Source organism: Gluconobacter morbifer G707 (genome assembly GCF_000234355.1).
GTDB lineage: Bacteria > Pseudomonadota > Alphaproteobacteria > Acetobacterales > Acetobacteraceae > Gluconobacter > Gluconobacter morbifer.
The window spans coordinates 185,289-206,074 of sequence record NZ_AGQV01000001.1 but is presented as its reverse complement, the minus strand read 5'-3'; the positions used below and the strand labels follow the sequence as shown (position 1 = coordinate 206,074).

Annotated in this window: 18 protein-coding genes; 8 read left to right on the top strand and 10 right to left on the bottom strand. The window is 58.0% G+C overall.

The genetic code is table 11. From position 1 onward, the window contains the following. Position 1: 1 nt before the first annotated feature. The 3 genes from GMO_RS00875 to GMO_RS00865 are packed head-to-tail and all read right to left on the bottom strand — an operon-like array spanning position 2 to position 2,719. Positions 2–1,159, bottom strand: coding sequence for an efflux RND transporter periplasmic adaptor subunit (locus tag GMO_RS00875; RefSeq protein ID WP_008850340.1), 1,158 nt, complete (start codon positions 1,157–1,159; stop codon positions 2–4). Next, complete coding sequence (locus GMO_RS00870; RefSeq protein ID WP_008850339.1) at positions 1,156–2,445, bottom strand: TolC family protein; 1,290 nt, start codon at positions 2,443–2,445, stop codon at positions 1,156–1,158. The genes GMO_RS00875 and GMO_RS00870 overlap by 4 nt, the downstream gene beginning before the upstream one ends. Positions 2,446–2,455: 10 nt before the next feature. Next, positions 2,456–2,719, bottom strand: coding sequence for a metal-sensing transcriptional repressor (locus tag GMO_RS00865; protein WP_008850338.1), 264 nt, complete (start codon positions 2,717–2,719; stop codon positions 2,456–2,458). A gap of 220 nt (positions 2,720–2,939) precedes the next feature. Between GMO_RS00865 and GMO_RS00860 the strand changes: the two genes are divergently transcribed. Further along, entirely contained in the window at positions 2,940–3,623 is a 684-nt protein-coding gene (locus GMO_RS00860) for a Fe2+-dependent dioxygenase (protein WP_040507322.1), read from the top strand. 29 nt (positions 3,624–3,652) lie between these two features. On the opposite strand, the gene GMO_RS00855 is transcribed toward GMO_RS00860, so the two are convergent. From GMO_RS00855 to GMO_RS00845, 3 genes are read right to left on the bottom strand one after another with little or no spacing between them, the layout of a single operon-like run. Then, complete coding sequence (locus GMO_RS00855) at positions 3,653–4,855, bottom strand: glycosyltransferase family 4 protein (RefSeq protein ID WP_008850336.1); 1,203 nt, start codon at positions 4,853–4,855, stop codon at positions 3,653–3,655. Next, on the bottom strand, positions 4,852–6,231 hold the full coding sequence (locus GMO_RS00850) for a capsule biosynthesis protein (protein WP_008850335.1): 1,380 nt from the start codon (positions 6,229–6,231) through the stop codon (positions 4,852–4,854). Before GMO_RS00850 ends, GMO_RS00855 begins: the two co-directional genes overlap by 4 nt. Next, positions 6,228–7,949 (bottom strand): capsular polysaccharide export protein, LipB/KpsS family, encoded by a 1,722-nt coding sequence (locus GMO_RS00845; RefSeq protein ID WP_008850334.1) that lies wholly within the window; start codon positions 7,947–7,949, stop codon positions 6,228–6,230. Before GMO_RS00845 ends, GMO_RS00850 begins: the two co-directional genes overlap by 4 nt. Positions 7,950–8,083: 134 nt before the next feature. On the opposite strand from GMO_RS00845, the gene GMO_RS00840 reads away from it, so the two are divergent. From GMO_RS00840 to GMO_RS00815, 6 genes are all read left to right on the top strand, one after another. Further along, on the top strand, positions 8,084–9,544 hold the full coding sequence (locus GMO_RS00840) for an LTA synthase family protein (protein ID WP_050801368.1): 1,461 nt from the start codon (positions 8,084–8,086) through the stop codon (positions 9,542–9,544). A 261-nt stretch (positions 9,545–9,805) separates the two neighbouring features. Continuing rightward, positions 9,806–10,333: a sterol desaturase family protein gene (locus GMO_RS00835; protein WP_175282556.1), complete on the top strand. Its 528-nt coding sequence runs from the start codon at positions 9,806–9,808 to the stop codon at positions 10,331–10,333. 6 nt (positions 10,334–10,339) lie between these two features. Continuing rightward, positions 10,340–11,491: a glycosyltransferase family 4 protein gene (locus GMO_RS00830; RefSeq protein WP_008850331.1), complete on the top strand. Its 1,152-nt coding sequence runs from the start codon at positions 10,340–10,342 to the stop codon at positions 11,489–11,491. Between the two features lie 167 nt (positions 11,492–11,658). After that, positions 11,659–12,864 (top strand): polysaccharide biosynthesis/export family protein, encoded by a 1,206-nt coding sequence (locus tag GMO_RS00825; protein ID WP_139064333.1) that lies wholly within the window; start codon positions 11,659–11,661, stop codon positions 12,862–12,864. A gap of 230 nt (positions 12,865–13,094) precedes the next feature. Next, positions 13,095–14,864 carry a sensor domain-containing protein gene (locus GMO_RS00820; protein WP_008850329.1) on the top strand — a complete coding sequence of 590 codons (1,770 nt, stop codon included), beginning with the start codon at positions 13,095–13,097 and terminating at the stop codon, positions 14,862–14,864. A gap of 176 nt (positions 14,865–15,040) precedes the next feature. Further along, positions 15,041–17,308 carry a TonB-dependent receptor gene (locus tag GMO_RS00815; protein WP_008850328.1) on the top strand — a complete coding sequence of 756 codons (2,268 nt, stop codon included), beginning with the start codon at positions 15,041–15,043 and terminating at the stop codon, positions 17,306–17,308. Between the two features lie 33 nt (positions 17,309–17,341). On the opposite strand, the gene GMO_RS00810 is transcribed toward GMO_RS00815, so the two are convergent. From GMO_RS00810 to GMO_RS00790, 4 genes are all read right to left on the bottom strand, one after another. Further along, on the bottom strand, positions 17,342–17,596 hold the full coding sequence (locus GMO_RS00810; RefSeq protein WP_008850327.1) for a hypothetical protein: 255 nt from the start codon (positions 17,594–17,596) through the stop codon (positions 17,342–17,344). A gap of 88 nt (positions 17,597–17,684) precedes the next feature. After that, positions 17,685–18,871 (bottom strand): IS3 family transposase gene (locus tag GMO_RS00805; protein ID WP_139064332.1). Its coding sequence is split into 2 segments (ribosomal slippage): positions 17,685–18,601 and positions 18,601–18,871, totalling 1,188 coding nucleotides; the frame shifts between segments, so codons are not numbered across the junction. A 32-nt stretch (positions 18,872–18,903) separates the two neighbouring features. After that, positions 18,904–19,209 (bottom strand): TetR/AcrR family transcriptional regulator, encoded by a 306-nt coding sequence (locus GMO_RS00795; RefSeq protein ID WP_008850325.1) that lies wholly within the window; start codon positions 19,207–19,209, stop codon positions 18,904–18,906. Positions 19,210–19,426: 217 nt separating this feature from the next. Further along, positions 19,427–19,885 carry a c-type cytochrome gene (locus GMO_RS00790; protein WP_008850324.1) on the bottom strand — a complete coding sequence of 153 codons (459 nt, stop codon included), beginning with the start codon at positions 19,883–19,885 and terminating at the stop codon, positions 19,427–19,429. A 250-nt stretch (positions 19,886–20,135) separates the two neighbouring features. Between GMO_RS00790 and petA the strand changes: the two genes are divergently transcribed. Next, positions 20,136–20,786, top strand: a complete 651-nt coding sequence (gene petA, locus GMO_RS00785) for a ubiquinol-cytochrome c reductase iron-sulfur subunit (protein WP_040507320.1) — start codon at positions 20,136–20,138, stop codon at positions 20,784–20,786.

Sequence of the window (20,786 nt, the reverse complement as noted above, 5' to 3'; positions counted from 1 at the left end):
GTCAGTCCGTATCCAGCCCGCTGACGAGCGCCATGGATTTCAGGGCAAAGCTGCCATCCGTCACCACGAGGTCACCGGCTTTCAGATCTCCCTCCACCACAACCGAACCAGCCGCCTCCAGACGGACGCGGACCTCATTGGGCTGGAATTCCCCGGTTCGGGTCTGGACATAAACCAGATCATGTCCCTGTACCGTCTGGATGGCGGCCGCCGGAACGATCACCCCGCTGGCAGTGTGAGTAGTTTCCAGCGTGGCATCCATCATGGTCCCGGGCCTGAGAGAAGGATCGGGATTGTGTACCACACAGACAACCCGCAGAAGGCCCGTCATGGGGTCTGCCACACCGTCGACCGTGCTGACTGTTGCATGCAAGGCCGGAGCGTTTTCATCCCCGGCGGGCCGGAGCAGAACTCCGCTTCCGACACCCAGCCGCGAGACGTCACCCACCTGAAGGCGGACAATGATCCAGACAGTCGAGAGATCCACCACAGTCGCCACAGGCTGGCCCGGCATCACATCCGCCGCAACGGCCGTCTGAAGAGACTGCACGACCCCATTGACGGGAGAAATCAGGCTCGAATCTTCATCCTTCACGACTCTTTCCGTCACGGAATTGAACTCTTCATGCAGACGATGCTCAATGAGGCCGATATCGGCCTCACGGGCCGCTACGATACTCCGCGCTTCCTGCACCGCGGCCTGCCGCCGCTTGACTTCCCCTCGTGACACCGTACTGCCCGACAGGCTTTCCCCACGCTGATAAGCGACCTGCGCCTCGGACAGCGCTGCCTGTGCGGAGAGCAGTGCTGCGTGCATCTGCCGGGACTGCAGCGCCAGAACATGTAGGGAATGATCGGTGTAGTTGATGAGAGGCTGCCCGACATGCACGCTCTGCCCCGGCGTCACCAGAACATCCGTCACCTTTCCATCTCCCGTCGGGCGGATCAGGACCGTCCGGGACAGGTCGGCGCTGACAGTCGCCATGGCGGACACCGTTTCATGCAGCGTGCCCGTCCGGGCGGGCTGCGTCACCAGATGCTCGCTTTGCCTGGCTTCGAAAGACAGGGTCTGCGGCTGAAGCCAGGGCGGAGAGGCCGCCCGTGATGACGGGGGCAGCAGCAAGACGGAGATTCCAGCCAGAAAAAGAAAAACCTTCACGGAATGGTTCCCGTCGCAATACCCATCCGGATGATGGCTCCGTGCCATGCAATTTCCGCCCGGTTAAGGTCAAGCAACGCCCGGTAGGCATCCATTCTCGCCCTCAATGCCTCGATGAGGGGCGTTTCGCCCACATGCCAGGAACGCTCCATCTCATCCGCCCGGCGCAACATGCTGCTGGCTTCGATGCGGCTGTTCGTCAGCGCACCCGTCGCCGCAACCAGCCGCGCCCGAACCTGCGCCATTTCGTTCCTGACGGCGCGCCGGGCCTCGATTTCCTGTCGAGTTGCAGCTGCCATACGATCTTTCGCCGCTGAAACGATGGGGGTGTTCGTCACTTCACTGGGCAGCGGAATCCGGACATTCACCCCGACCTGTGTATCCCATGGGCTCTGGTACTGCCCCTGATCGATCGCCTCGATCCCAACTTCCGGATTGGGCATGTAGCTTTTGCGCGCCAGCTTCATCTGGTCTTGCGCGGCCAGAGAGGCCTGATGCGTGGCCCGCACGCGAGGATCGATGTCTTCCACCCAGCGCGCATCACTGGCGCGCGTCCGGATCAGCCAGCGATTATCTGCCTGCGTGATGTCAGGAATACCGGGCAGGCCCGTCAGGATGCGCAGGGCACTTTTCGTAGTCTCGATTTCCTCCCTCGCCATATCGCGCTCCGTCTGCGCCTGTGCGAGCTGCGCTTCCACGGCCTGGCGGTCTGCCGCGGCCACTTCTCCAGCACGTTCAGCCCGCCCTACATCCGAGCGAATACGCGTCAGGGCCGCGACGGTCGCTGCGGCCGCCGTTTCCCGCCGGAGAGCCATGATGGCGGCACCCGACGCATCCACGACGCGCACGGCAACTGCCATGCGCTCCACATCCAGCTTCATCACCGCTGTCTGCGCTTCAGCCCGGGCGACGTTTTCAGTCGCCGTACCCTGCCCCGGCAGCCAGAGCGGCACAGATACCCCTCCCTGCCATGTCACGTAACCATGCGGTTCGCCGCTGATCCGGTCATCATAATACTGGGCTTCGAGGGTCGGGCCGCCAGCGAACCAGGATTGCGCGGCTTTCGAACGGGCCTCGGCGGAATCGCGGTTGGTTTTCAGTTCGGTGCGAACCGGATCATTTTCCCAGGCGGCGGCGATGGCATCATGAACCGTCAGCGGCGCCGTCAGCTCGCCGCCCGCCGCAGCATGTGCGTCCACAGCCTGGCAGAACATGGCCAAACCGGTCAGCACCCGCAAAACCGTCCATCTGGATGTTTTCTTCTGAAAGAAAAACCGGCTCTCCATCCCGCGCCCGCTAGAGATATTTGACCAGCGAGGCGATTTTCTCCCGCGCTTCTTCGCTATCCATGTCTCCATGCGACAGGCTCTCGAGGATGCAATGCCCGACATGCTCCTCGATCAGGAGGCGCTTGGCCTTGTGGATGGATCCTTCGACGGCCTGAAGCTGCTGGACAAGCTGCTGGCAATCCTGCCGGTCCTCCATCATGGCCAGGATGCCAGCCAGATGACCACATGCCTGCCGCAGACGTTTCTCGATTTCGGGATAATGATGCGCCACATTCCCCTATCCCCCCGGGGGGAGGGTCATGTCAAGATCCAATCACTCCGGCTTTTCCCGTCAGCGGAGGGATTCACAGGCCATTCCCGACTTTCCGTTTTCTTCGTTATCCGGTTTGCACCTGATCCTGAACACTTCTAGATATTTCTTTATGAGAGTTATTCTCAATATCAGTATCGTTTGCCAGAAACAGCTTTCTACCGCCCGGAGGATCATACCAATGCTGCTTCATATTCCAGACGTTCTGTCCGCCGAGGAGGTCCGGTACTGCCGCCAGCGTCTGGAAGCCGCGACATGGACGGACGGACGCGTCACGGCAGGAGAGCAATCTGCCAAAGCGAAGCTCAATCTCCAGATCCCGCAGGACTCTGCCGAATGCCGGGAACTGGGAGAAATCATCCTCCGTGCGCTGGGACGGAACTCGACGTTCAATAGTGCGGCCTTCCCCCTGAGGGTTTTTCCGCCCCTGTTCAACCGCTACGATACGGGAATGCATTTCAACGCGCATGTGGATAACGCCATCCGGCCCATTCCTGGCGCGGGATTCCGCATCCGGACGGATGTTTCCTCCACCCTGTTCCTGACGGAGCCGGACGAATATGACGGCGGCGAACTGGTCATCCAGGATACGTATGGCCATCAGAGCGTGAAGCTACCGGCGGGACATATGGTTCTCTATCCGTCCACGAGCCTGCACAGCGTCAGCAGGGTCACACGCGGCAGCCGCTGGGCGTCTTTCTTCTGGTCCCAGTCCATGGTCCGGGACGACACGAAGCGGGCCCTGCTTTACGAATTCGACTGTTCGATCATTGAAACGCGCAAAGCCCTGCCTGACGACCATCCCGCCGTTCTGGGCCTGACCTCCACCTACCACAACCTGTTGCGCCAGTGGGCCGAACTCTGACGCCCACGTGACACTCCCTCTGGATGCGGTCAGAACGCGCCTTCGATCACTGCCAATGCCTGTGCGATGCTGTCATCCCAGCTCACGGGCTTCCACCCATCAAGGCGGCGGATCTGTTCCTGCCGACGCGGACCATTTTCCGCAAACTCCAGAATAACCTTCTGCCAGGCGGGACCATCCAGTGGATCAAGATATTCGGCCACATTCCCGCTGATCTCCCGCAGGACGGAAATATCGGACGCGATAGCCGGCACCCCGAGCGACAGGGCTTCCACCAACGGCAGCCCGAACCCCTCCGTAAAGGATGGAAACAACAGTCCCTGGCTGTATCTGAGCAGTTTGATCACATCCTGATCAGACAGGACATTGTACTCAATGACATTTCCCTTGAGCGCCGGACAGCGCTCCAGCATGTCCACGACGTTCTCGTTCTCCCAGCCCCGCTTACCGATCACGATCAGCATGGGCGCCCTGTTGCCCATCTGCTCTACCATCCGACGCCAGACATTCAGCAGCAGCAGATGGTTCTTGCGCGGCTCGATGGTGCTGAGACACACGAAATAGGGCCGGACAGGAACAGGCACGGTTGCAGACGTGATATCCGTCCCCGACACATCTGCGACGCCCAGCGGCACGTGCCAGACCGGAAGCGTCCGGTCTTCCTTTTCCTTCAGCCAGCGCTCAAGCGACTGACGAACCGCCGTGGACGTCACGATTACCGCATCCGCGAACCGCGCCACCGTCTTCATGCGCTCGGCATGACGCGCGGGCTCCTTCGGCCGGGCGTATTCCGGAAACTCCAGCGGAATAAGGTCCTGGATCATCGGCACGAAACGCGCACCGGTCCGCTTCAGAAGCGACTGGATGGCACGGGGGCGGGTCAGATGGTGATGGGACACCAGCAGATGAACCAGACCCGGTCTTTTCGGCAGGCGCTGCAACAGAAGCGTCCGGCGGATCTTCTGCTTCAGCTTCGAGACAGAAATGTCCTGCGCCTGCTCGTCCCATTTCGCCGCAAGCGCTGAAACCAACTCTGCCGCCAGTTCCGTCGTAATTCCCCCCATTACGCCGATCGGGTGCAGGGCACAGAACAGGACACGGTCCGGACGATGTGCCAGAAGGTAACGCGCATAAGTCAGTTCCACGCGGTCGATCCCCGTCGGAACCGCCTCTTCGGCGCGGGCCAGGATACGGGAGATATCGAGCAGATAGACCGTGGACGGCGTCGTCATTCCGAAGAGGCCCCCACGATATCGGCCAGCCGACTGGAAAAACCGAGGATCGGATCGCGCAGGCAGTCCCAGGCGGCGACGTTCTCGCCCTTCTCTTCCATCGCCATGGCGAAGCGGATGGGACAATGGCGTTCAAGCCGCTTTATGACCGCCTCGATCAGCGTGTTCAGACCCGTTTCCGAAAAGAAGCCGCCGGGAACAAGACAGTATTCGATCAAGACACGCCGGAAAGCCGCGAAAACCTCGGGATCAGGAGCCTGGGGGCTAGTCCAGAACCCGTCAAGGCTGCCCTGATGGGTAATACCCGGAATATTGTAGATCGCCTGCCCCATGGTGATGACGGGCACACCTGACGCAATAGCCAGGGTTCCCGTCGTGCTGTTGATAGTCACAACGCCTTTCGCCTCGCGGACCATCAAAGCGATATCGCCTTTCTCTACATAGCCGATACGCCCAAGAACCCCATGACGCCGCGCGATTTTCGCGATGATCCGCCGCCAGTCATGCATCCCGTTATCAAGGGGATGTTCTTTAATGATCAGTCGCATTTCCTGCGGGGCAGCGGCGGCGAAGGAGGTAATGACACGCTCGATCGCTTCCTGCACTCCGCTGAAACCGGAATGCAGCCTGATCTGGGCATCGGCATTCAACTGAAGGGGAAAAAGCATGTAGGGTGCGCCGCTTGCCTTCAGCCGACGCATCGTTTCCTCACTGCGCTGCGCGGCTTCCCGACGGCCCGACAGACGACGAAGCCAGCCGAACCCTTCGACAATGGGGTGCCACGGGCGGTGGTTGGTCCAGTACGGATAATACCAGCGCGTCAGGATATCGGCCGTATTATAGGCAATACCTTCAGCCGCCCGGCGACGGAAGGAAGAAGGAACCGGCTTATGCACGGGCGCGGGCGGAAGATGGGATGCTTCCTCCAGATAATATTCCGGATCGCGGGGGAGCTTGGAATGACCGTTCACTCCACCAAGTTCCAGTGTCACCCAGTCCGGGCGGAGATATCCTTCCTCGAAGACATGCACCGGCACATGCAGATCCCGACAGACCTCCAGCGCAGCAGCGTGATGAACCCGGCAGTCTCCGAACAGCAGAACATCGGTGATGCCCTCCTGCTGAATGAACCGCTTCAGATAATCCGGCCAGGCCTGCAGCGTTCCGCGATAGTCCACCCCGTCCGGCAGACGCCAGAACAGCCGGTCTCCACCATTGAAGTTGATCTTGGTAACGCCATACCCTTCATCCAGCAGACGTCGTCCCACCCGCTCGAAAAACGGTCCCATCAGCCCCTGAAGCAACAGGAACCGGCGTGTTGCCAGCTCCGGCTCGGGACGCGGAGGCAGACTGGTTTCCGGAGGAACCGTCATCATGGCATGTCTCTTTTCAGTAACATCAGCAGTCGCGACAGGCGACGGCGCAGGCGCCCCTGCAACCGACGCAGGCGGATTACCAGACCCGGTTGCCACAGTTCAGACTGCGACAGGCGCTGGATCAGGATTTCGGGTCCACAGGGCAACCGGGTCACGGGGTCCAGATAACAAGGGTAAAGAATGAGCGTCGCCGCCACGAGGTCTTCCAGAAGCAGCATACGTCCACGCCGTGACACAGGAGGCGCCATGTCCCGCGTCAGGCTCCACCCGGCATAGAACGGCTGTCCGTAGGTCACGGTTTTCTTTCCGCGCAGCAGAGCCTCGAAGCCCGCCAGCGAGGTCATGGTGTGAACTTCATCCACCTGCCGGATCAGGGCCGTCATGGCGCCGCCGCGCAGTACCTTGTCTGCATGAAGCAACGCCTGTCGGTCGGGAATGGCTCCGGCGCGGTGCCCCGCATCCACATCCGGATGCGGGCGGAAAATTACGTAAGCCTGCGGATTCCGCGCCCGAACCGTCTGAAGCAGAGAAAGATTGTCCCTGACGTCACAGCATCCCAGACGGATAGACAGATCATCTCCAACCTGCCCGGGCACGAGAATAACCGTCTGTCCTGGCGCTGCCTGAAATGCCGGACCAGCCGCTGCATCTGCGCCGTATTTGGAGATGTTGCGCTCAACCAGCGTTTTTGTCAGCCGTCGCGCCCTGTCCCGAAGGGAAGGCGTGAATTCCGTGGTCGCCAAGAGGTGCTCAAGATCACTGGGGCGGGACGGATCGAAATAGATCCCCCTCCCGTCAATCACGATCGAGGAGGGTGGCAGAAGATCGCTCCCCAAGCCGACCGAGCGCAGAAAGCCATCCTCGACCTGCCGCACACCATTCCCGGCGCGATGCGCCTGTCTGCGCAGACCGGGCGGCACGCGACTGGTCCAGACCGCGATCTCCCCGTTTCGAGCGCAGGCTGCGCGCACCGCCGCTTTCGCTGTCCTGCGGAAGACAGGCGGTGGAAAAGGACCGTCCAGAAACTGCGCCATCCGCGCCCGTTTCCACCAGGCCATACCGACACAGACCCCAATCCCCCGTGTCTGCTCCCAGAACCGCCGGGCATCGGACAACACCTCGATGGCGTCCTCGAGGTCCAGCCTATCCTGTGTGAAAGGACTGCGCCAGACGATCCCGTTCCTTAGCCAGTGCTCCAGATCAGACGGGTGAAGACGTGTTTCCACGGCACCGTTCAGGACAGTGACGGTACAGCCATGAACCAGCCCGAGCATGGCCCAGTCGTCGACATCCAGAGCCCAGACATGACCCGTCCGGCACAGAAGGCTATGCGGCTCCACATTGCGCAGGATATGGACGCCTGCCTCCACCGGCAGAACGGACGTGACAGCCTCTCCAGCAATCACCAGGACAGACTGCGCGCCAAAGCGCTCCGTCAGACGACGAATTAGTTCCAGACCTGACGGATTATCGGACAACAGGGACACGAGATGGGGCACTGGGCCGTGTCCGGCCGCCTGCGGCCTCCAGAACGTCCCCCCAAGCCGCTCTGTCCGCAGGCGCTCAAGGGTGTTCGTTCCCTTACCGACAGCAGAAGGCACTTCGGGCCATGGCGCCACAATCCGCCCCAGCGAAGGGACGTCATGAAACCGGGCGGGAGGAAGTCTTAACGGGTTCAGCATGGCATGGGGTCTGGCATTCCGTTTGATGCCCTGCATTCTGAAGACCCGATAATCAAAATTGCCCCGCCAACTTCAAAGTGCCATAGAGAGCCGGTTCTATCCAAAACCTTCTCTTATAAAAAGATGGCTTCCGGGCAATTCTGGGGCAGATTGAATGAAAATATTAGGAAATGTCTGATTTTGTTTCTGCCGCTATAGTGGCACTTCTGGGCGTTATCCTAGTTGACAGCCGGGCTTCCGGACGTTTCCCGTCTTTTATCGACGGTTTTCCACGTGATTTTCTTGCTGCGGGGCTGTACGGCCTGCTGGTTGCCGCAACCGGAAATCCCTGGCTGGCAGCCGGGGGAACAATCCTGCTGGTTGCCCTGCTGACGGTTTCTTCCATTCTGAAGAAGCGGGTTCTGGGAGAGTCACTGATCTTCAGTGATGTCGCCGTCGCATCCTCCTTCCTCCGGTATCCGCGTTTTTATCTGGATGCGGTTCCCCGACCACTGGCGATCACTCTTCTGATGCTTCCACTGGCTCTGGGCGTCCTTCTTTTTGAAACCGTCCATTTCAGTCCATTCCAGAGAATGGCAGGGCTCTGTTTTGTCTTGATCTCGGGAGGTACCTTTTACATCCTGTGGAACACACGGTGGCGGCGCACCTTCATGCTCCGCCCCGACCTCCCCGCAGACCTGCCCCGCTTCGGCCTTCTGGCAACACTTGTAATCTATGGTCTACGCTGGCACGGGGAGCACAATCCTCTTCCCTGTTCTCCATTCCCCGCGGACGATGCGCCCAATGTGGATCTCGTCATCATCGTGCAGTGTGAATCCTTTGCGGATCCGCAGACGCTCGTTCTTGGAACAGCGTTGCCGCCTCTTTCCACACTATCGCGCCTGACAGCGGAAACACAGGATACGGTTTCCGGCAATCTGGAGGTGAGCGGGTTCGGCGCCTATACCATGCGGACGGAATATGCCGTCCTTTTCGGACGGACCGAACAGGAACTGGGTTTCCGGTCCTATGATCCATTCCTGAGTGCCCGTGGCGAACTATCCCTCGCCCTTCCCAACCGCCTGTCCCGCCTGTTTGGAAAACGTGTCTTTCTTCACCCTCATGACATGCGCTTCTACGACCGGCAGACCCTCATGCCACAGATGGGTTTCAACCGGGTAATCTCGACAGAGACCTTCACCGCTTCTGACTACCACGGCCCGTATGTCAGCGATGCAGCCATCGGACGTGAACTGACCACAATGATTCACGACCCTTCTCCCGAACGCAGACTGATCTACACAGTCACGATGGAGAACCATGGACCTTGGCACAAAGGCCGGGCGAATAGCGACAGTCCGCTGGACGCCTATCTTGCCCATCTGCGCCATGGTGACGCCCTTCTGGACAAGCTGGACCAGGAACTGACCGCATGTGGGAAAAAAGCCGTACTGGTCTTTTTCGGAGACCATCGTCCGTCCATCCCGGGCGTCAATATGCCCGTCGCCGCGCGCCAGACCCCGTATTTGCTCCGGCGTTATGGACAGCCCCGGTCACGTTCCTCCATCCATAGGGATCTTTCCCCGGCCGCCCTTCATCATCTTTTGCTTGAAGAGCTGGGACTGGAAACAGGCAATTGTCGTGGCAGATAGGTTACATTGTGACACATAATTTTCTTTGCTTTTCAGTGCTTCGATAGACACACCCACAAAAATGTCTAGATTTCGTGCCAGATGGCATTGGGTCATGCTCAGAGCAGGGCCGGGTGGTGCCTGAAATTTCGGAAAAGAACCCCTTTTTCCCCCATTCGTTGCGGACACTGGGAACGATTGACAGAGTTGAAACGAGAGACCCGAAACATGTCCGTCAGGTTATTCAGGAACAATTGGCTTGAATGCCTGACCTTCATGCCCATGAAGGTATTTTTGCCTGTCTGGGCCCTGGTTTTCCTACTGGCATGCCACCTGTCATTTCCCATGCCAGTCCTGCGCTTTACCGGTCTTTTCCTGGCAGGGCTGACGATCTGGAGTATCACGGAGTATCTGGCGCACCGGTTCCTGTTTCACCTCAACCTCCAGTCTTCTGCGGGCCGGAAGCTGATCTTCATCATCCATGGCAATCACCATGATGACCCGGCGGATGCCCAACGGAACATGATGCCGCTCAGCGTGACCATTCCCATTGCCGCCCTTCTTTGGCTGATCGCCTCGTTTCTGGATGGTCATGACGGACGGGCTGTTTTCACCGGTTTTCTGGCAGGCTACATCCTGTACGACCTGATCCATTATGCCTGTCATCAGTATCCCATGCGCCAGTGGCCGCTGAATCTTCTGCGGCGGCACCATCTCGTGCATCACTTCGCGGCTCCTGAAACCAATTTCGGCGTCAGTTCTTCCGTCTGGGACCATATCGTCGGAACGAAACTGCGCAAACGGCGCTGAAACCCGGTGCGGATCGGTCTTGATACACGTACCGTCAGTCGTACCGACGGAACTGGCGTAGCGACGTACGCTTCCGTGCTGGCGGAAAGCTGCCAGATGGCAGGTGACACGCCTGTCTGGCTGCAAGACGACGCCCTTCCCGGTACGCATGCTCATCGCCCGCTGGAAAAAGCCGCACGCTTCCTTCGTTCCATCGCTCCGGCGCGGACAGTGCGCCTAAGAGACGGTCACTATCTTGTGAAAGACGTGTACCGGACAGCCACGGTCCGCAGCCGTACCTTCCATAGATTCACACGCCTCCGGAGTGCCTCCTCACCTGATCTGATGCACTGGACCTATCCTTTACCCCTGACTTGGGAAGGCATACCGAATGTCGTCACCATCCATGACCTGATTCCCCTTCTCCATCCGGAATTCGGGGCCTTCTCCACAACCGAGATGCGGCGCCTCCTGCAGGAATGCTGTTCCCGGGCCACAGCCATCGTGACGGTTTCCAATGCTGTCCGGAAAGATCTGGTCGCCACTCTGCAGATCCCGCCCGAGCGCATCACTGTGCTGTCACAGGCGGTCTCCTTTCCTCCGACACTCCTGCAGAGGGCCCGCTCTGCTCCGGCTCCCTGCCCCGCTGATGGTTATCTGTATTTCGGCTCCCTTGAGCGCCGCAAGAACATCGGACGGATCATCGAAGCACATGGCCGTTCGCGTTCCCTGCGCCCCCTGACGCTGATCGGAACACCCGGTTTCGGAGCAGCCGAGGAAATGTCAGCCCTGCACACTCACCCGGCTCCCGAGCGTGTCAGGATCGTCTCTTGGTGCCCTCGTCCGGCCCTGATCCGCACCATCATGGAAGCGCATGCTATCGTCTTTCCCTCCCTGGCAGAAGGTTTTGGACTGCCGATCATCGAAGCCATGACACTCGGCACGCCGGTCATCACAAGCCAGGGACATGCCACAGAGGAAATTGCCGGAGATGCGGCACTTCTCGTCCCCCCCATGGACACAGATGCATTGACGAACGCATTTTCACGCCTTGACGGGGATAAGGCTCTCAGGATGAAGCTGATCAAGGCCGGACTCAGGCGCGCCGACAAATTCACGCAATCCGATTACGCCAGACGCCTGAAGAGTTTTTACAGAACGGTTCTGGAAACATGTTAATGACGACACCTGCCCTAAGGGACTTACCTCTTCCCCCTCTTTTCCGCTAATCCCTCTCCTGCTTTGCAGCCATGTCCGGCGCATGAGCGCTGACTTATCTACTCTGGAAGGCCAAACGCCGCATGCCCGCTTCGTCCACTTTGCGCCTCACTTCCATGCAACGCTTCATGAGCGGTCTTTCACTGCTGGCCCTTCTGACGGCGGGAGGATGCAACACCATTCCCGAAAGCGCGCCAACGGAAAGCGGCGTCCTGAATGCGGCCAGAAACCAGAATTCGAATACACTGGGTTTCGAAATCCTGCCTGTCACCCCGCAGCTGACTACCATTCTTGCGTCAGAGGTGCCGCCACTGATTTCGAGCATGGACAGCGCCAACAACCCCGTGGCGCACAATGACAGGATTGGCCCCGGTGATGTCCTAACGATTACCATTTTCGAACTAGGCAGCGGGCTGTTTTCTTCAGGCGGAGATAGTGCGGCTTCTCTTCCCAGCAGCGGTGGAGGGGCCATGGAAGGCGGAGGAATATCTGGGGGGGGATCGGGGGGAGCAGGCGTAACCCATCAGAATCTTCCTCCGACCGAGGTGGAAGCCGATGGAACGATTGCCATTCCTTATGTAGGTCAGATGCATGTCGCAGGCCTGACACCGCAGATCGTTGCAGAACAGATCCGCCGTAATCTGGCTGGAAAATCCCAGAACCCGCAGGTCATGGTCAGGATCGCCAGCGATATTGCCAACACGGTTATCGTATCTGGCGAAGTGCATCGGCCTGGTCGCGTCGTCCTGAGTACAGCACAGGAGCGGCTGTCGGATGTCGTCGCTATCGCCGGCGGGTCGGAATACCCGCCGGAAGATACGCATGTCGAACTGGTCCGGGGCAACCAGATTGGCGCTACGGATCTCGGAACACTTGAATCCCATCCGTATGAAGACATCCGCGCCCGCCCCGGAGACAGGATTCATGTCGTCTACCAGCCCCGTACGTACACCGTCTTCGGAGCGGCAGGCAAAGGCGTCACGGAAACGCCATTCAGGTCCCCGCAACTGTCACTGGCCGAAGCCATGGCACGGATTGGCGGTCCCAAAGACTCCAGCGCTGATCCCAACGCCGTCTTCCTGTTCCGGTTTGAAGACTCCGTTGCCGCGAAACAGCTGGGGCTGACGACACCTGCGACACCGCTGGGCGTTCCGGTAGTCTACAAGCTCGACATGATGAATCCGGCCAATTATTTCTTGGCCCAGCGTATCCCCATGAAAAGCAAGGACGTCCTGCTGATCGCCAATGCCAAGACAAACCGATTCTACAAGTTCAACCAGCTGATCAGCACCCTAATCAGCCCGGCCATCACTGCTGCATGGATCGCTCGCTAAGACAGAATTTTCTCCGGATATTCATTGATACAAAAACATAAAAAACATGTTTTTGAAGTATCCGGATTTTTTGTTGGGGAATACAACAACAGGCCACGAGTATATTCCCGTGTCCTGTTCAGAGTTATTTCTCCAGCCTGAAAATTATCTCTTTTGAGTAAATATAGTTTTAAACATTCCTTAACCTTTCCCTTCTAAGGTATGGTAGCGCAACCGGAAAGCCTGACAGTGTGAAGGAAGACCCCGACCAGTTCTACGAAAACTCCCTGATCCCACTCCGATCTTGGGCAGGAGGTGCGCATGATTCCTTTGTTCTGCATGCCCTGAACTGCTCCGCAATCGTCGCGGTTACGGACACCAAGGGTATCATTCAGTCCGTAAACGAGAAATTCGTCCAGATAAGCGGGTATGTCCGTGAGGAACTGATCGGAAATGATCACCGGATGCTTCGTTCCGGACGGCATGATCGTAATTTCTTTCGCACGATCTATCGGACGATTGCACAAGGAAAAGTCTGGCACGGCGAAATCTGTAACCGCCGCAAGGATGGTTCTTTCTACTGGGTGGACACAACTATTGTTCCTCGTCGTTCAGGTTCAGGAAAAATCACGAATTACGTCGCCATCCGCTTTGACATCACGTCTCGTAAGACAGCCGAAGAGAAGCTTCGGAAAAGCCGGAAAGACCTTCTCAAAGCGGCCAATACCGACTCCCTGACACAGATTCCCAACCGGCATCATTTCACTCACAAGCTACGGAAATTTATCCGGGCTGATGGGCACCGCTTTGTCTGTCTGGCATTGCTGGATATCGATTTCTTCAAGACCGTGAACGATACATCCGGCCATGCTTCCGGTGATCGTCTTCTTCAGAAATTTTCCCGCCAGTTGCAGAAATTCCAGAATGATGACTGCTTCATCGGCCGCATTGGGGGGGACGAATTTGCTCTTCTCATGAAGAGCAATGACGTAACCGAATTCCAGCCGTTTCTGGAGAAAGTACTGTCCGCCGTGCGGTTTCGCTTCCGGACACGGGACATGACCCATTACTGTAGCGCAAGCATCGGATACGCCTATGCCGAGCATACAGCTGCCAAAGAGAAAGAGCTTCTGAAATGTGCTGACCTAGCCCTGTATGTGGCCAAGAGAGCGGGGAAAAACCGGGTACAGCATTACAAGCCGGACATGAAGTCCGAAGTGGAAAGAGAAACGACAGTCAAGAAAGCCGTCGCGGATACCCTACGCCCGGGCGGTATTCATTTCCTCTACTATCCTGTATTTTCTCCGGCAACACGAAGCATCTCTTTTGAGATCAGAGCATACTGGCCTCATATTCCGCTTCTGCCAGGACAGGGAGATATTTCTTCCCTCGTTTCGGAAGATCTTCACCTGTCACCCCTGTTTCATATTCTGGCATTTCAGAGGATCGTGCAGGATATCCAGTACCTAGCCGAGCAGAACGTTGATTTTTCGATGCTCATCCTGGAGGTTGATGTTTCAGTTTTCCAGAACCAGGATTTCATAAGGAATGTTTGCACCCTTCTGGAAAATAATACGGCCTGCGCGGCAAAAGTCCTCCTGTCCATCAAAGGAAAATCCCTTCCCGAGCGGATCAACAGAAGCATGGAAGACTGTTTCAGACGGCTCCGGGCAAGCGGTGTTCACCTGATGCTCGACGCAGATGATTTCAGCATGAAAAGCCTGTTCCGCCTGAGAGCCCTGTCTTTTGAATGGCTCAAACTACCATCCTTCATCTTCCAGGAAAACTCCGAGGACCTCTCAGTTCTTGGGAATATTATCGATATCATCCATAAGGTTGGTATGAAATCGGCCATCGGAGGGATCGAAACGCAATCCGATTACCGTAAAATAGTTGCTCTGGGATGCGATTATATTCAGGGAAGCTTTTTATATCCCCCGCTCTCACGGGAGGACATCAAATTCCATACCGGGAATATCTTATCCAAAGACGACATGAAGTCCGTCCTCCTGTGCTCCTGATTCTCCCGTTACATGCCTCCTGCTCTCTTACGTTGCCTTGGGCAGAAAAATTCCGGGATACCTGCCCGTCAATCCAGAACAATCGCTGCTCTGAAATTTTTTGTTAAATACAATTCCGCATTCTACAGTATTTAACACATAAATTCTTTATATCCTGTCGGAGACTTTTTACCCTCATGCCGTTCCGCAAGGCGCTTCTTCTGGGCGCAGGTCTCCTCAGCACATCAACGGCACTGGCAGCTTCCCGCGTCGCAAAACCCCATCACGGCCTGTCACACCCGGCCCCTCCGAAAAATGTTCGAGCCCGGCAGGCAGAAACCATTTCCGTCACGGCGCGCCGAACCGATTTTGCCTTTCAGGCCGCACAGCACAAGGCTGATGCCGATACAAGACTGACAGCCGAAAGACTGATCGAGCGTGGGGTTGTTACCCTTCGGGACATGGAACGTGTCGCTCCCAACCTCACCATCCAGTCCATCAATGGAACGGCCTCGACCAATTTCTACCTCCGCGGGGCAGGTTTCAATGACTTCACCCAGAACAACCTGCCGACCGTCCTGACGTATTTCGACGACGTTCCTTTTGCCTTTTCGACCATGTCCAGTGGACTGATGTTCGATCTTGCCGATGCCACTGTCACCCCCGGTCCTGTCGGCACAACGCATGGTCAGTCCGATACGGGTGGCGAGGTCCGTTTCCACACCGCCGATCCGACAGATACATGGCATTATGGCGCCAGTCAGGACATTGCATCCTATGCCCGCAGCCGGAGCGAAGCTTACGTTTCCGGCCCTCTCGCAAAAGGACTGGATTTCCGGCTGGCCGGACAGACAAGACAGGGAGGAGGATGGCAGCAGGATCCGGTGACGGGAGCGCATCTAGGCGATGCGGATTCCTGGGCCCTCCGTGGCAAGCTGCGCTGGCGACCGGACAGCCGAACGACCATTCTTCTGTCGGGGCATTTCGTGCAGGATAACAGTCAGGTCGTTACCGGCGTTCCTATCCACCGGCTGATCGGGGCCACCACTCTTCCGACACTTTCGGGCGGCCAGGCCGAATGGTCGATCCGCCCTCAGTTCGCAGACCTGGTCGGCCGTCCCCGGACACTCAAGCCCAGCGAACACAACCAGTTCTGGGGCTGGGACCTGCATGTGGATCATGATTTCGGCTTTGCGAAACTCACCTCTGTCAGCGCTTTCGAGACTGAACGCGAAGGTGAATATACCGATCAGGACGCCACGGCTCTTTCAGAAGCCGACACCTATCGGACGATCAGCGCCAATACCTTCACGCAGGAACTTCGTCTGGGGTCGAGCAATTCCGAAAATCCGTTTCAATGGGTCGTCGGCGCCTTTTACCAGCGCAGCCGTATGAAGCAGAGGTTCTTCTTTGATTATACGGATTATGCCGCACGCGGTTACATGATGGCCACGTCTTTTGGCATGAATCAGGAAAGCACGTCCGAGTTCGGGCATGTCAGCTATCGCCTGCCCCACCGGATCACTCTGTTCGCCGGGCTTCTTCATGAAATCGATGACCGCGCCCTGACGTCTTTCCAATCCCAGATTTTCGGTGGCACCACCCAGACTTTTCTGCCTGAAAGCACGGCATCCGCCCAGTTTGCCGGGCAGGTCGGAATTTCCTGGCAGGCAACCCAGAACACGCTCGTTTATTACAAGATGAGCAAGGGCTTCAAACCCGGTGGCTTTTCCGCCAACAACACGCAGATCCAGGCCCAGCTCAATTCTTTTCGCCCTGAAAGTGTCCTGACCTATGAAGTGGGCTTCAAGAGTGATCCCCTGCCCGGCCGGCTCCGGTTAAACGGCGCGGCTTTCTATAATGATTTTCACAACCAGCAGGTCGTCGGCACGGTTCTGATCCCGAATTATGGTCCTTTAAGTGAAATCACGAGCGTCCCCAAATCCGAGAGCTGGGGTTTCGAAGGCACGATCGAATTCCATCCGGTCCGCCATATTTTCGTGACGCAGAATATCGGCTGGCAGCGTGGCAATTATCAGGACTTCCTGAACGTCAACCGCGCTGAAACAAATGCCTATTACGCCAAGACAGGCGTCTGGAAAAACATCAGCACCAACTTTGCCGGGGTGGATAACGGCCAGCCCAAGCTGACCCTCAACGGTCAGGCGGAATGGCGCCAGTCCCTGACACGGACGCTCGGAATCGATTTCGGTCCGGACTGGTCCTACCGTGACAGTCAGGCCATTGCCGTGGGTGGCACGGGGTTCTACCGGCTGCCCCCCTATTTCCTGCTGGGAGCCCATGCCAGCATCCATCCCGCTTCCGGCAAGTGGGAAGCCACGATCTACGCCACTAACATACTGAACCGCAGCTATTTCGAAAGCGGCGGTATGGCGACCACAAACTACTTCTATATTCCTGGGACACCCCGCTTTATCGGCGGGCGCATTTCCTGCAGTTTCTGACGCGGAGCAGCATCTTTCCGATTGCCGATCCGTTCAATGCGTCATCAGGCTCCGAGCAAGCGCCCTGACATCACGGATATTCTGCTCGGTCTCCACCGTTTCCGAACAAAGTAGGGCCATAGCTCGGAAGTGGATCGTACTCAGCAGGATGTCCAGCGCCGTATCCGGATGGCAGGCGAAGACAGGCTCCCCACGCAGCCTTGCCCGCTCAAGGAAACATTGCATCTGCTGCCATGCCGGCTCGATACTGACTTCCCGCAGGACGCGCCCGAACTCCGGATCATGCACGGCTTCTCCCAGAAGCGTCCCGTAAGTCTGAGGTGGTCCCGTCCGTTCGGACAGTTTTGCGGGCTTGATAAGCTATACCCGGTTGTTGTTATGCCGCCCTTCTGACGGCGTTGCTGTTGGCCATCTGGTCCGGGGTTAACCCCGGACCAGATGGCGTCGGCACGTCATGATACGCCTCATCGGGCGTTCGTCCAGCCAGCGCCGTATGCGGACGCCTTTCGTTATAATGGGCGATCCATCTGCCAAGCCCGGCCCTCAGCTCTGATCCGGTCTCGAACGCGTACAGGTAGACGCATTCGTATTTCAGCGACCGCCACAGGCGCTCGATGAACACGTTGTCCAGCCAGCGACCGCGCCCATCCATGCTGATGCGGATCTGACGCTCTTCCAGTATCCCGCTGAAACGGGGTGTCGTAAATTGCGACCCCTGGTCAGTATTGAAAATGTCCGGGGCGCCATAGCGCATGAGGGCATCCTGTAGCGCCTCGATACAGAACTCCACGTCCATCGTGTTCGACAGACGCCAGGACAGGACCTTGCGCGTGAACCAGTCCATGATCGCCACGAGATAAAGAAATCCCCGTTTCATGGGAATATATGTGATATCGGAACACCAGACCTGGTCAGGCCGATTGATGACCAGATCCCGTAGCAGATATGGATATTTCCGATGCTCCGGATGGGGCACGGTCGTGCGCGGCTTCTGGTAGATCGCCCGCAGGCCCATGATCGCCATGAGCCGCCGGACCCGCTTGCGGCCCACTTCATGTCCCAGGCGGCGCAGATGCCATGTCATCTGCCGTGAGCCATAATAGGGCGTTTCCAAGAACTGGGCGTCGATCAGCCGCATCAGCTCCAGATTGGCCTCGCTCTGTGGCACAGGCCGATAGTAGACGCCCGACCGGTTGAGTTGCAGCAGCGTGCATTGCCGGATTATCGGCAGACGCGCTCGCTTCGGGTCAATCATCTGCCGCCTCTGATCACGCCCAACCGAGCAGAGGCATCCCGCAAAAAATCCCGTTCCACGAGAAGTTCGCCTATCTTCGCGTGCAGTTTCTCCACGTCAGCTGGGCTGACCGGGGGCTCAGCCACCGTCTTCCCGGAAAAGGTCGCCGCCATCCCCTCGATCGCCTGCCGTTTCCACTGGGCGATCATCGTCTGATGTACCCCATGTTTCGAAGCCAGTTCCGCCAGCGTCAGTTCCCCACGGATCGCCTCCAGCGCAACCCGTGACTTGAACTCTGCCGCATACCGTTTCCGCGTAACCTTGCCCATAAAACCCGTCCTCGTTCAGGCCAGATGATAGCTTATCGCCCTGTCCGAAAAATGGGGACCACCTCTGTCCGTCCCAGAGGGGTGGCCAGAAAGCGGATCCGCGCTTCAATCAGAGTATCCACATCTCCGAGGAAACTTCCTGTGTCGGCCTGTGGCGTCAGTTCATCACGCCACTGACGGATGGCATCGAAGAACATGGCCTGCTTCGTTGGCCAGCGCCGGTAAACGGTTGCCGTGGAGACGCCTCCCGCCTTCGCAACCCGACTGATTGTCAGACCCTGATACCCATTTTCCGTCAGGACTTTGGCGATAGCGGAGAGGATAGTCTCCTTCAGCATCTGATTAACCGGCCGCCCGGGGGCACGCGTGGCCAGGGGCGAGGACAGCGGAACAGACAGACGCGAGCTGTTTAGCGGTAAAGTTTCCAGATAAGCCACGATTTCCCCCTCCAGACAGTGATTTCACATTGCGATTTTCATTTACCCTACGCACGCTCCGGGCTGCCCTACAAGACGAAATCCCGTTTGAAACCTTTCAAAAAGTGTCATTTTCCGCTCAGGGAAGAGGATGTTCAGCTTCCAGCGCCTGCCGCTGCGACAGGATCTCCTTGGCCTTTTTCGGGGTTGCTCGCGCTGCCTTGACGTCATCCACCGAAATGGCAGGCGCATCTTTCCTTGAGCCCAGAGACGCTACATAGGTCAGCACAGCGGCAATGTCTTCATCCGAGACTGATCCGAAGGACGGCATGAAGCCTGCATAATGGCTGCCGGCTGCCGTAAGCGGCCCATGAAGGCCATTGACCAGAACAGTCGCGAGATAGGCCCGCCCTTCAGGAGAGGCCGCAATTTTCCCGACGCGTTCCCGGAGTGGCGGAAACTGGCCCGGAGACCCCATGCCTCCAGCCTGATGGCAGACGGCACATTTGCCCGTATAAAGAGCTTTCCCGTCCGACGCCGCCAGAGCAGATGTGGCAGACAGACAGAAAATCGTCAGAAACAGCGCGGACTTCATCATCAGGACTTTCAGGACATCGCGTCAATTGACGGCAGAATACGGTTTTCTTTCTCCATATTCCATGAAAACAATTTTCTTTTCCGTCACGGGACTTACTCCACCCACTCATGACCGCCCCCGCACAGGGATCATTATTCCATGACGACCGGGAACATCTTTGTGCCTCCCTTTCCCCTTTTCCTGAAAACGGCCTATCCTGCCCGCCACCTCGCCTCACCATATACGCCGATCCTTCTCAAGGGTGTCTGACATGACAGACCGCGAACCCGCCAGTTCCACGACCTCTTCCCCATCAGCCTGCCCGGCCAGACGGCGGGATCTGCTCGCGGCGGGAACGGTTGCACTCGGCTGCGCTGGCGCGTGCGCACTGGCCGTCCCGTTCCTCAACAGCCTGAACGGCACCGAGAACGCCGCGTTCAGCGACGATACGATCGAGGTTGACCTCACGCCTCTTGCTCCCGGACAGGGCATGATGGTGCAGTGGCGGAACTGGCCCGTCCTGATCCAGCACCGCACACCGGATATGCTGAACGCGTTGCGCAGGCCGGAGCATCTTGCCGCCCTGCGGGACGCGGACTCGAAAATCCTTCAGCAGCCGCGCGATGCAACCAACTGGCACCGGTCCGTCCGGCCGGAATATGGCGTCCTCATCGGAATCTGCACCCATCTGGGCTGCGTTCCTTCCTTTGAAAAACCGGGTGCAACGCCCCAGGCGGAAGGCGGATATTTCTGTCCGTGCCACGGATCCCATTTCGATGCAGCCGGGCGGGTCCTGCGGCATGCACCCGCGCCCTATAACCTTCCCGTTCCTCCGGTCACGGTCCTTACTCCTACGAAACTCGGCATCGGTCACAGTGCGGGCGATCCGCGCTTCAGCATGTCGGACATCCAGCAGATCTGA